Below are 12,791 nucleotides of genomic sequence, written 5' to 3'. Positions count from 1 at the left end.
TGCTACAACCGGCCTGGCCCAGATGTCAGAACAGATTCTGTACCAGGGGAACGTCGATTGCCCACCGGTGGCGTTCGAATGCCGCGACCGCGAAAACAATCGCGATACACGCGGGAATGATGGCCAGGCCGGCCCACGGCCGAGTCTCAAGGAACCGTGACCGGCGAATAGGGTCCTCAAACGCGTGATAGAGGACCATGGCACCGAGAAATGATCCCAGGAACAGCACAATCTTGGTCAGCACGGAAAAATCGTGACCGTATCGCGCCGCGACAACGGCCATGATCGGCCAGTGCACCAAATAGAGTGAATACGAGATGTCACCGACGTAGCGAGGCAGCCGCATACTCAAGATGAACGAGGGGCTCGCCTTCGACGGCGCCAGGCCCGCAACGATGATCGCGGCGGCTCCGAGCGCCGGGACAGCGGCAATCCAGCCCGGGAACATGTCGTAGGGCATCTTGGCGACGGACGCGGCCACCGCCACGAAGCCTGCCCAACCCACGATTGTCGCGACGGTCGGTGACAGTCGGCGTGCGATATAGGGCTCGGCGACGGCGAGTATGCACCCGAGCATCAACTCCCAGAATCTGGTGAGCGGTGAGTAGTACGCGGCCGTGAGGTTGCTCGAAGTGAGCACGATCGAATGGATGTAGCTTGCCGCCGCCACCGTGACGAGGACGGCCAGCAGCGTCGGCCGCAGTGTGAACCCTGCGCCATTGGTGAACCTTCCGAGCTTGGTGAGGCCTCCGGCCCCGGCGAACCTTTCGCTCTTGGCGAACCCTGCGCCCTTGGCGACAACCAGCATGGTCAGCGCCATCACCAGCGGCCATGCCAGGTAGAACTGTTCCTCGATCGCCAGCGACCAGTAGTGCTGCAGCGGCGAAGGACCGCTGCCGGCATCGGCGTATTCGGTTCCGGTCGCGATGAAGTGGGTGTTGGCGAGGAACAGCGACGATGCGGTCGCGTCCGGCAGCAGTCGTGCTCCACGCAGGAAACTGGTGAGTTCGAAGATCGCAATGATCGTCACGACGATGATCAGCGTCGCCGACGGCACAATACGGCGTGCGCGTTTGGCGTAGAAGTTCAGGAACCCGATTGTGCCACCGCGCCGCGCACCATCGCGGAGCAGCATGTGGGTGATCACATAGCCAGAGATCACGAAGAAGACGTCGACACCGACATAGCCGGCGAGAAAACCCGGCACGTGCAGGTGATTGAGCACCACGACAAGTACCGCGAGCGCGCGCAGACCCTGAATGTCGAGCCGTTTCGATACCGTCTGACCGACCACGGCCTCTCCGCTCAGCCTATTGGTCACAGCAGACATCGAGCCCAACGTCTTTCCCTCGGTACACGCGCAACAACACCGACAACTCGCTGTCGGTGCGCGCTTGCGCGCTACGTTTTCTGGTCACCTGAATCGCTCCATAGCGTAGACCAGGAACTTAGCTAAGCCACACCTACGGTGATAAACGTCACTTTCGTTCGAATGAGAGGCTACTGGTTGAGTGGTCATGGAGGGGGTGAATGGGTGCGGCCCGGTCGCGCGGTCGAGTAATATTTCCAATGATTTTGGATCAGCGCCGCAATGGAACTACGGAAGGACGATCTCGGCGCTGTCGTCGGCAATCAATTGCGAGAACGCGACATTTCCGTGAGTCTGATCACTTCCATAGTACTCATTGTGGATACCGCTGGTAGGCATGTAGGCTCCCCAGTCTGAATATGGGATGTCGTTTGCTTCATTCCAGTCGCGAATCCACTGGTTGAAGGTGTTCCAAGCTGTTTCGAACGATGGATCATTCGGGTCCACAGCGGGTGGTTCGTTCCAGGTGAAGAAGTCCGCATTCGGACACAAGACCTGAAGGCGGGCGTACAGCGCATCCAGACGGCTGTTGAGCGTCGACTGGTTAACTCCCTCATGAAAATCATTTCCCCACGAGCCAAATGCGACTAGGTCGGGATTGAACCCTCGTGTCAGTTCGATCATGGATTCGTCGCCGTCCCTTGCGGGCTCAAACCATGTTCCCCACTGCGCCGATGTCGTCCCGGATCGGCTGAGATTGAGAACTTGAATCTCGGTGTTCAGCGTCTTGTCAACCACAATACCGTGGACGATCAGGTCCGCCACGCTCGGTTTAATCAATTTGAAGCTAGATGCAGCTGTTACGTCGAAAGCCGGCCCCAGTATGGTATTCTGACTTATTCCCGAAGGATCCCATACGGTCCAGTTCATGGCATCCGTGGTGATCGGGGTACTATCATCGATGGACACTACAGGATGTCCGGTCCAGGATGCTTTCACAATCAAGGGCCGAACGCGGTGGTACTCGGTAACATCCCACTCGATAAAGCCGCCGGCGGTGGCGGTTCCTTTACGAACAGGCGAGTGATTTCCCACTTCTGCGGTGACATAAAATGATCCGCTGGTCGACTTGGTCGGATTCCAGAAATCTGCGCCATTGCCGTTGGTTCCGAGACCCCATTCGGCTGAAGTGGGAATGAATATCCGATCACCCAGCATATCGCACCAGGACTTTGTGCAGCCGCCGTAGGAGATCATCTCCGAAAGAGAACCCGACACGATGACGATCCTGGCAGGTTTCTGGCCTTTGCGTTTGAGGAGTGCCATTTTCCAGTGCTCGGCGAAAGCTGGGTTTGTATAGACCGGTGATGCCACGCTGCACTCCTCTGTCAAATGTCAGGTACTGTTCGCCAGCGTAGCCCCTATATGTAGGTTTGCCTAGCCTTTGTTTCTCGGGTGTCTTGCAAGGGGCTAGGCCGGGTGACCGGCTACGTACTCCCGGTGGAGTAATTAGGTTAGGCTTGCCTCGATATGCTGGTCCGGCATGACATGGACCCGGAAGGGACGAGACGATGACAGATGTTCGGCCAGAGGATAACGACCCGAGCCAGGCGCGGGCCACGCCGTGCGTGAGTTCGACTCTTGATCGGTTGATACAATGGCCGGCGGCAACGGCCCTGCCGATATACCTCGTCATGGTGTTACTCACCTGGGGCACGACCCCCGACGACGGCTTCATTACGCTGCGGATCGCGCACAATCTGCTGCACCACGGTGAACCGGTGTTCAACCTGGGTGACAAGGTGGAGGGGTACAGCAGCCCCCTGCATCTGCTCGTGGCCGCGCTGGTCACAATCTTGCCCGCCGACTACACCGGCCTGATCCTCAAGGTGATCGGTGTGGCGTTCGGGGCGGCGGTGTTATGGCCGACGGCACGGCTCGCGGCGAACGTAGGACTAGGGCCACGCGGAAGGCTGGCGTCCACGGTCGGGGTGGCGCTGTCGTGGAACCTCGCGGCATCGGCATCAAACTTGCTCGAATCGTCGATGAATGTGCTGCTCATCGTGCTGTTGCTAGCTGCGCTCACCTCGTTCTCGTACCGTCACGCCGCCGGATGGGCGGGATTGCTGGTGCTGGTCCGTCCTGAATCGGTGCTCATGGTGGCCGCTATCGCGATCGGCTGGACACTGCTGAATCGCGCCGAACCCGTTGCGCGTCGCACCAGGTGGATCATCGCGCCGACCGTCGTCGCGGTGGTGCTGCTCGCCTATCGACTGATCTACTTCGGTGAGCTTATGCCCAACACCTACTACGCCAAAGAGGTACCGATTGCCGATGCCATCAACTGGGGTAACGAGTACATCGTGCACGCACAACCGTGGTGGGGCACGATCAGCGTACTCGGTCTACTGGCCCTGTACCTGCAACTCGGACTCGGCGTCACCGCCCTCGTCTCCTGGTGGCGACACAGCCCGATACTGCTGGTGCTGCCGCTGGTGGTTGCGGTGCAGGCGGCGTTCATCTTCCGGTCGGGTGGTGATTGGATGTGGGGAGCGCGGCACTACGCGGCGGTCACCCCTATTGTCACGGTGATGGCCGTCTATGGCGCGAAGATCGTAGCGCAGGCTATTGCGTCCAGCACGACAGGGTCACCGGTAGCTGGGCGTACCGCCGTGGGTACGGCGATCGTGGGTGTATTGCTGATCTGCATTGCCGGTCCCGGGCAGGAGACCGTCAATCCGGCGTGGAACACCCGGGGCGTGGACAACGGGTCGCTCGTCGCCGACGGAGGTTACGGACCGTATAGCGCGAGCTGGATCGAAAGTGTGCGCTTGACGTCTTGCCTTCCGGAAGGCGCCACGGTCTCGTTTTCCGAGGTGGGCTATTTCGGTTACATCAACCGCGAGCTGACCGTGATCGACGTGCGCGGACTCACCAACTCGGCCATCGCGAAGAACGCCGCCCCCGGCATCCGCATTCGTACCGGCGTCCATGACCCGAACTGGCAAGAACAGGGTTCGGTGGTCGGTGCCGAACTGCTGCGCCGACGCCCCGACGTCATCGTCACGATCGACACCGACAACCCACCGGCGAATCTGTACTCGGGTACGTACGACTTCGTCAGCACTCGTGAGGTGTTCGGCAAAGGTGAAACCGACGGTGCACTGCACCTGAATGTGTACAGGCTGCACACCGCCCCCGACTACCTTTGCCTGCACGGCTGACGGGCGGGACCGGAGGTCAGGGCTGCTTCGGGTAGGTGATGCAGTCGTCGCCAATGGGGCCGGCTGCCCATTTGGTTTTGTTTTCTCGATCGAGGCACGTCTTGCGCAGCACGATCAGGAGCGGACGGCCCGACTGAACCTGCCCGGAGAGCACACCCTGCGGATCCCAGAACGCGCAGTAGCCGGACTCGTCGGGCATGAGCTCGCGGCAGCGGCTCATCACCGTTTCCTGCTTGAGATTGATGCAACCGAGCTGATTGACAATCTCGCTGGACATCTTGCCGTACTTACCGGTCTGGGCGGTCGCGAGCGGTACCACGCGGATCCATCGGCAACTGCGTGGCGTACCGGTCGCCGAACCGTTGAACACATAGCCCGACGAGTCGACGGTCCCGGCCAGCGACACCGTCGACGACACCGATGTACTTGACGGCGAGCTGCTCGACGAGGAGGAGGACGAAGTCGTCGTTGTGCTCGAGTTGTCGCCCGACAGTACTGCCACCGAGATGCCGACGATCGCGAGGATGAGCACTACCACGCCGCCGCCTATGAGCCAGCCCCATGCCGTCTTGGACAGTCCCGTGGACCGAGAGGGAGCCACGGCCGGACCTCCTCGCGGTTGTTGCGCACCGGCGAACGGGCCCGCCGGATAGGCGCCGCCCGGCTGCTGCCCGCCGGGGAAGCCACCACCGGCGGCTGTGGCAAACGGCCGCGACATACCCTGCTGGGCGGCGCCGTAGGAGGGCGGTTGCGGGGATCCCGGACCGTGGCCGCCGGGCCGGGTGGGCCCGGGCCCAGGTGTGCCGGTGCTGTGCCCCGGCGGGGCAGAACTGTAGGGATTGGGCCCGGAATGGGGTGGGGTCCGCGGGTTGTGCACCGGAGGGAACGCACCCTGCGGTCCCGACACCGGGCCGCTGCCCTGATCCGGAGCGATGGGCAACGGCGGCGAGGCGGTACCGCCGCCCGGCGAGCTGAGCACCGCATGTTCGAGGGCGTCGACGAAACCGGCGCAGGAGTCGTACCGGTCCTCGGGCTTTTTGGCCAGCGCACGGTTGAACACCGGATCGGCCGCGGCCAGATCCTCGCGGTACTGCGAGAGCGGTGCCGGTGGCCGGGTCGCGTGCGCGATCATCAACTGGGTGACCGTCTCGGCGTCGAACGGTGTCTTGGCGCTGAGCAGTTCGAACGCCGTGCAGGCCAGCGAATAGATGTCCGATGCCGCCACGGCGTCGCCGGTGAACGTTTCCGGTGCCGAGTAGGCGACGGTACCGATATACATGTTGGCGTGCGTGATGCGTGGGTCCCCTTCGGGGCGGGCGATCCCGAAATCCAGGACGAAGGAGCGATCGATGCGGCCACTACGGTCGCGTCCGACCATCAGGTTGGCCGGTTTGATGTCGCGGTGCACCACGTGCTGGTCGTGCGCGTAGTCGACCGCCCCGGCCACAGACCGGAGCACTGTGATCACCTCGGCATCGGTGAGCGTGGCCTTGGTGAGGTCGGTGCCGTCGACGTAAACCATCGTGAACCATGGTCTGCCGCCGGCGGTGCCGTAGTGATAGATACCGGCGATCGAGGGGTGGGACAGCCGTGCCGCGGTACGGGCCTCCCGCTCGAACCGGGTGACCGCCTCGTCGTCGGTGGTGTGCAGGATCTTGAGGGCCTCACGACGGCCGAGTCGGGTGTTCTCGACGAGATACACCTCGCCCATTCCGCCGACACCGAGCTGCGCCAAAACGCGGTAATGCTCGGCGAAGATCGCCCCTGGTTTCATTCACTCTCTCCCGGCTGGGCACGGTCGATCACGCTGTCGCGAACGGGTGGCTGCATCTGACCCTACCGAAGGGGCACTGCCCACCCCAGCGGTCCGGGTAGCGTCCCGTCGGTTGAACGACACGAGTATCGCGCCGCCATCACTGCCATGGTCACCGCTCGATACGCACAGATTCCTCGACCAGATCGAGCACGGCGGTCAGGTCATCGGCGGGCTGCCCCGACGCCAGTCGGGTGATCAGTCCGTCGAGCACCAGATCCAGGTAGCTTTGCAGCACGTCGGTGGGCACGTCATCACGCAGCCGGCCCGATTCCCGGCCACGCTCGAGCCGGGCATGGGTGGCGGCGTCGAGTTCGGCCGAGTGCGCGAGCCAGGCGGCCCGGAACGAATCGTCGGTGCGCAGTTTACGGGCGATCTCCAACCGGGTGGCCAGCCAGTCGAAGTCGGCCGGGTTGGCCAGTACATTGCGCATGACCTGTACCAAACCCTGTTCGGCCGCAACGTCGGCCATCCGTTCGGTGTCCTCGTGGGCGAGTGCGAGGAACAACGCCTCTTTGTCCTTGTAGTGGTGGAAGATCGCCCCGCGCGAGAGTCCCGTGGCCTTCTCTATCCGGGACACCGTCGCACCGTCATAGCCGTACTCCGCAAAGCACCGCCGCGCGCCGTCGAGGATTTCCCGACGACGCGCGGCGAGCCGGTCATCACTGACCTTCGGCACGATCAGCTCAGCTGTTGATCATGTTGCGCAGCACGTACTGCAGGATGCCGCCGTTGCGGTAGTAGTCGGCCTCGCCGGGAGTGTCGATCCGCACCTTGGCGTCGAACTCGATGACCGAGCCGTCCTCCTTGGTGGCGGTGACTCGCATCGTCTCCGGGGTGATGCCCTCGTTGAGCTTCTCGATGCCGACGATGTCGATGACCTCGGTGCCGTCCAGGCCCAGCGACTTGTGCGATTCGCCCTCGGGGAACTGCAGCGGAACCACACCCATACCGATGAGGTTGGAGCGGTGGATGCGCTCGAACGACTCGGTGATGACTGCCTTGACGCCCAGCAGGACGGTGCCCTTGGCGGCCCAGTCACGCGACGAGCCCGATCCGTACTCCTTGCCGCCGAGAACGACCAGCGGGATACCGGCTTTCTTGTAGTTCTCGCAGGCGTCGTAGATGAACGACTGCGGGCCGCCTTCCTGCGTGAAGTCACGGGTGTAGCCGCCGGACACACCGTCGAGCAGCTGGTTCTGCAGGCGGATGTTGGCGAACGTGCCGCGGATCATCACCTCGTGGTTGCCGCGACGGCTGCCGAGCGAGTTGTAGTCCTTGCGGGCCACACCGTGTGCGTCGAGGTATTGCGCGGCCGGGGTGCCGGGCTTGATCGGGCCGGCCGGCGAGATGTGGTCGGTGGTGACCGAGTCGCCGAGGACCGCCATCACCCGGGCGCCCTTGATGTCCTTGACCGGGGCCGGTTCCATCGTCATTCCGTCGAAGTACGGGGCCTTGCGCACGTAGGTCGAATCCTCGCCCCACTGGAAGGTGTCGCCTTCGGGGGTGGACAGGTTCTGCCAGTGCTCGTCACCCTTGAACACATCGGCGTAGGACTTGCGGAACATGTCCTGGCTGATGGCCTGCTTGATGGTGTCGTCGATCTCCTGGGCAGAGGGCCAGATGTCCTTGAGGAACACGTCGTTGCCGTCGGTGTCCTGGCCGAGTGCCTGTGACTCGAAGTCGAAGTCCATGGTGCCGGCGAGGCCGTAGGCGATGACCAGCGGCGGCGAGGCCAGGTAGTTCATCTTGACGTCGGGGGAGATGCGGCCCTCGAAGTTGCGGTTACCGGACAGGACAGCGGTGACCGACAGGTCGTTGTCGTTGATCGCCTTGGAGATCTGCTCCGGCAGCGGACCGGTGTTGCCGATGCATGTGGTGCAGCCGTAGCCGCCCAGGTAGTAGCCCAGCTTCTCCAGGTACGGCCACAGGCCGGCCTTTTCGTAGTAGTCGGTGACCACCTGCGAACCGGGAGCCATGTTGGTCTTCACCCACGGCTTGGTCGACAGGCCCTTCTCGACGGCCTTCTTGGCCAGCAGGGCCGCGCCGAGCATGACCGACGGGTTGGAGGTGTTGGTGCACGAGGTGATACCGGCGACCACGACGGCGCCGTGATCCATGATGAACTCGCCGCGCTCCTCGTCGATCACCTTGACCGGCTTGGTCGGGCGGCCCTCGGCACCGTTGGCGGCCGAATGGACGATGACCGCGTCTTCTTCGGCGAAGCTCAGCGTGACCGGATCGGACGCCGGGAACGACTCCTCCACGGCCTCGTCGACGTTGGTGTGGGCCGGGGTCAGGCCCTCTTCGACGTAGTTGTGGATGTCCTTGCGGAAGGCGACCTTGGACTCCGCGAGCAGGATGCGGTCCTGCGGACGCTTGGGTCCGGCGATCGACGGGACGACGGTGGCCAGATCGAGTTCGAGGTACTCGGAGAACACCGGCTCGCGTTCGGGGTTGTGCCACATGCCCTGCTCTTTGGCATAGGCCTCGACCAGGGCCAGGGACTGGTCGTCGCGGCCGGTGAGCCGTAGGTAGTTGATGGTTTCCTCGTCGATCGGGAAGATCGCACAGGTGGAGCCGAACTCGGGGCTCATGTTGCCCAGGGTGGCGCGGTTGGCCAGCGGCACCTCGGCGACGCCCTTGCCGTAGAACTCGACGAACTTGCCGACGACGCCGTGCTTGCGCAGCATGTCGGTGACGGTCAGGACCACGTCGGTTGCGGTCACGCCGGGCTGGATCTCGCCGGTCAGCTTGAAGCCGACGACACGCGGGATGAGCATCGAGACCGGCTGGCCGAGCATGGCGGCCTCGGCCTCGATACCGCCGACGCCCCAGCCCAGCACGCCCAGGCCGTTCTCCATCGTGGTGTGCGAGTCGGTGCCCACGCAGGTGTCGGGGTAGGCCTGACCGTTACGCACCATCACGGTGCGGGCCAGGTATTCGATGTTGACCTGGTGCACGATGCCGGTGCCCGGGGGGACGACCTTGAAGTCGTCGAAGGCGCCCTGGCCCCAGCGCAGGAACTGGTAGCGCTCGGAGTTGCGCTCGTACTCCAGCTCCACGTTGCGCTCGTAGGCGTCGGCACGGCCGAACACGTCCAGGATCACCGAGTGGTCGATGACCATTTCGGCGGGCGAGAGCGGGTTGACCTTGTTGGGGTCGCCGCCCAGGGCGGTGACGGCCTCACGCATGGTGGCCAGGTCGACCACACAGGGCACACCGGTGAAGTCCTGCATGATCACGCGGGCGGGCGTGAACTGGATCTCGATGTTGGGCTGGGCACTCGGGTCCCAATTGGCGAGGGCGTTGATGTGCTCGGTGGTGATGTTGGCGCCGTCTTCGGTGCGCAGCAGGTTCTCGGCGAGCACCTTGAGCGAGTAAGGGAGCTTTTCGGTGCCGGGGACCGCGTTGAGCCGGAAGATCTCGTAGGACTCGTCGCCGACCTCCAGGGTCCCGCGGGCGCCGAATGAATTGATACTCACGTTGTATTCCACTCTCCTCGTGACCGACGGGCTGCGTCGGTGCGTATTGGTAGATCTTCCGAAGTCGATCCGGCCGACGGGCTGCGTCGGCGTCGTGCAAAGTCCGTGCCTGGGCGCGTGGACCGAACTCCCCGTGGGGAACCCCGGCCCCCCGGAGGGGGCCTCTGAATCGAGCTTGCCACCGTTGTCCGTGTCTGGCCGGTCATTTGCCAACTGTTTGTCTACCGAAGAGAGGTGGAGCAACTCGCAGGCGGATGACGCGGACACGGTGATCGGGGGCGTGGTCGTCGGCGGGCGGCGACTTCATCATCATAACAGTACGCGCGTACGGTTTACAACTCGGTCATCGTCGAACACGCCGACCGGATGTGCGGTGTGTGTCACGTACCGCCCGAGCATCTACATTTTGACTCAGGAAAGGGCTGCGGTCGCGGCCCGGGATGCCCGGGGACGCGATCTTAATCTCCGCGCAACGTGACGACACCGAGGAAGTGGCAGTGAGTACTGGGACCGAGAGCACTGGGACACACGCGAACGGGTCGGACCCGGCGCAGCACCTGTCGATCGGACCCCTGGCGGCGCCCCATCCCAGGAATACACAGGTGGGCACGGGGATAAAACTCGGCCCGCTGCGCAAGGACCTGGCCGACGACAATGTCTCCGCGCCCGCCGAGCAGGTGCCGGCGCTGCGTGAGGTGGTGGAACAGGCGAAAAAGGACGGATACGACGTCCACTTCGTCGTGCTCACCGAACGTCAGCCGGTGTTCACCAACTACCGCGACATCGCCACGGCGTTGCAGCAGGAGACCTCGGGCACAGTGATCGTCATCGGCCCCAACGCGGGCGGCAGCGCGTCGAACGAGTTCAGTCGCGTCACGCTCGAGCAGGCCACCGACAACCTGAAGTTCACCGATCAGACCCAGGCCGCCAAGCAGATGTACGAGAAGATGACCGAGCCGTCGATCAACTGGACCGTGGTCACGCTGATACTGGTCCTGATTGTGGTCATCGGCGGTGCCGCGGCCCGTGTCCTGGGTCGCCGTCGGGGTGGCGCGCAGGCCGACGCAGCGGGGCCGGGTGAGCAGGACGCCCAGGCCGCTCCCGAGGGTGCCGCACCCGGGGCGGGGCCGGCCGGTGGATCCTCGTCGTCGGCGTTGCCGCATTGATCCCGGTCTCGGTCGATCGTCTTTGCCCTGCGCACGGCATGCTGCACGAAAGTTACGCGGAAGTAATTTGTCTAAGATAGTTTGCCTTGCGACAGATGTGACGTACCGTCCTATTGTTAACGGAGTGTCTCATGGGTGTTGTGTTGCACATGTGACATGGTGGACCGGTGGACAAAGGCGGGGAGATCATTGGCGACGCGACGTAACGCACCTGCGCCGCGACTGCTCCGTTGGGGAACCGCGATCGTGGTCCTGCTCAGCACCTGCATGAGTGTCGGCATCGTCCACGGCGCGCCGTCGAAGACGCAGCAGGCCACCTCCCATGAAGCGCGACTGATCAACCAGATCGCCGGTGTCGACCAGAACATCGCCGACCTCGACAACGCGGTGGCCGTGCGGCAGGAACAGGTCAACAAGGCCATCGTCGACTACCAGAACGCCGTCGCCGCGCAACAGCTCGCCGACACCGCCGCCAAAGGCGCCCGGCGTGAACTGGCCCAGTCCATCGACGCCGTCGACAAGGCCCAGGAAGAATTCAACGAATTCATCCGCACCGTGCAGCGGCACGGCAACAACCGCGGCTCGATGACCACATACGTCTCCGCCGATGACCCCGACGCGATCCTGAACAAGATGACCGCCGTCAACCAGATCGGCCGGCACCAGCAGGGCATCATCAAGCGCCTTCAGGTCGCCCGCAATCAACGGGCCAACCGCCTCGCCGCGGCCCAGGCCACCAGAAGGCAGGCCTCAGTCGCCACCACCGGCGCCGCCGCCCGCAAGGACGACGCGATCACCTCGGTGACCCAGGTCCGGACGCAGCTCGCGCAACAGCAGCAACAGCAGCAATACGCTCGTCCGGCAACGCGACGGGATCCAGCGGCAACTCGCCGAACTCCGCAAAGCCGGACGCAAGAAGGCAGATCTGGACACACCTGTTCCCGCAGACAGAACCGTCTCGGTGGGGGGCGGAAACAGCGTCGGCGACGTGGTCGTCGGACTGCTCGGCACCGACAACCCGGCGATCAAGATGGCCGCCGACGCCGCGGCCGCACTCCTGCTGGACACCGGACAGCAGGTCCTCGCCTCGCTCATCGGACAACAGCAACTCCCGCGTTCTGCGCTCCTGGACGAACTCGGCCTGGGCGGTGCCGACCTCGGCAGCAGCAGTCCCAACAACATCGTCTCCCGACTCCAGACCGGGTCGGCGGCCACCCTGTTCGGCAGCACCGGATCCAGCGGCGGAGGTGTCCTGCGCCCCGGCCTGCGCGGACCCCAGGCCATCGAGGTGATCGTCAACCGCGCACTCTCGCAGCTCAACGTGCCCTACGCGTGGGGCGGCGGCGACGCCAACGGACCCACCCAGGGCATCCGCGACGGCGGGGTCGCCGACAGCTACGGCGACTACAACAAGATCGGCTTCGACTGCTCCGGGCTGATGATCTACGCCTTCGCCGGCGTCGGCATCGAACTGCCGCACTACACCGGGTACCAGTACACTTCCGGCCCCCACGTGCCGCTCGCGCAGATGAAGCGCGGCGACATGGTCTTCTACGGCCCCAACGCCAGTCAGCATGTCGCGCTCTACCTCGGCGACGGCAAGGTGGTCGAGGCGCCCCAGTCCGGATCCATCGTGAAGGTCTCGCCCCTGCGCACCGACGGTGCCATGCCGATGGTCGTACGCCTGCTCTGAATGGGTCTGCTGACAGCTCCGCTTGATCGTTGTCTTCCCTCGTCGCACTCGGTCGCAGGCTCCCTCCCGCTTCTTGGTCCAGACAACGAACGCTCCGCCGT

The 12,791-nt window shown here is 63.9% G+C and carries 7 protein-coding genes and 1 pseudogene; 3 read left to right on the top strand and 5 right to left on the bottom strand.

From position 1 onward, the window contains the following. Positions 1-25: 25 nt before the first annotated feature. Both GII31_RS11370 and GII31_RS11365 read right to left on the bottom strand, forming a co-directional pair. Positions 26-1,330: an acyltransferase family protein gene (locus tag GII31_RS11370; RefSeq protein WP_246222229.1), complete on the bottom strand. Its 1,305-nt coding sequence runs from the start codon at positions 1,328-1,330 to the stop codon at positions 26-28. A gap of 267 nt (positions 1,331-1,597) precedes the next feature. After that, complete coding sequence (locus tag GII31_RS11365) at positions 1,598-2,683, bottom strand: SGNH/GDSL hydrolase family protein (RefSeq protein WP_213249588.1); 1,086 nt, start codon at positions 2,681-2,683, stop codon at positions 1,598-1,600. 320 nt (positions 2,684-3,003) lie between these two features. On the opposite strand from GII31_RS11365, the gene GII31_RS11360 reads away from it, so the two are divergent. After that, positions 3,004-4,533, top strand: coding sequence for a hypothetical protein (locus tag GII31_RS11360; RefSeq protein ID WP_213249586.1), 1,530 nt, complete (start codon positions 3,004-3,006; stop codon positions 4,531-4,533). Between the two features lie 16 nt (positions 4,534-4,549). Here the strand turns inward: GII31_RS11360 and GII31_RS11355 are convergent, their stop codons facing one another. The 3 genes from GII31_RS11355 to acnA all read right to left on the bottom strand — a co-directional run bounded on the left by GII31_RS11355 (position 4,550) and on the right by acnA (position 9,831). After that, entirely contained in the window at positions 4,550-6,307 is a 1,758-nt protein-coding gene (locus GII31_RS11355) for a serine/threonine protein kinase (protein ID WP_213249584.1), read from the bottom strand. A gap of 151 nt (positions 6,308-6,458) precedes the next feature. After that, on the bottom strand, positions 6,459-7,025 hold the full coding sequence (locus GII31_RS11350; RefSeq protein ID WP_213249582.1) for a TetR/AcrR family transcriptional regulator: 567 nt from the start codon (positions 7,023-7,025) through the stop codon (positions 6,459-6,461). A 7-nt stretch (positions 7,026-7,032) separates the two neighbouring features. Then, the gene (gene acnA / locus GII31_RS11345) at positions 7,033-9,831 is read right to left on the bottom strand and encodes an aconitate hydratase AcnA (RefSeq protein ID WP_213249580.1); all 2,799 of its coding nucleotides are present in this window, start codon (positions 9,829-9,831) and stop codon (positions 7,033-7,035) included. A gap of 602 nt (positions 9,832-10,433) precedes the next feature. Between acnA and GII31_RS11340 the strand changes: the two genes are divergently transcribed. Together GII31_RS11340 and GII31_RS22505 are read left to right on the top strand one after the other, a co-directional pair. Next, complete coding sequence (locus tag GII31_RS11340; RefSeq protein WP_246222228.1) at positions 10,434-10,997, top strand: Rv1476 family membrane protein; 564 nt, start codon at positions 10,434-10,436, stop codon at positions 10,995-10,997. Between the two features lie 156 nt (positions 10,998-11,153). Then, positions 11,154-12,690, top strand: a pseudogene (locus GII31_RS22505) (NlpC/P60 family protein). The last annotated feature ends 101 nt before the right edge of the window (positions 12,691-12,791 follow it).

Origin of the sequence: Gordonia pseudamarae (genome assembly GCF_025273675.1) — a bacterium.
Classification (GTDB): domain Bacteria; phylum Actinomycetota; class Actinomycetes; order Mycobacteriales; family Mycobacteriaceae; genus Gordonia; species Gordonia pseudamarae.
The sequence above is the reverse complement of the archived record's forward strand: the minus strand, read 5'-3'. Positions and strand labels throughout refer to the sequence as shown.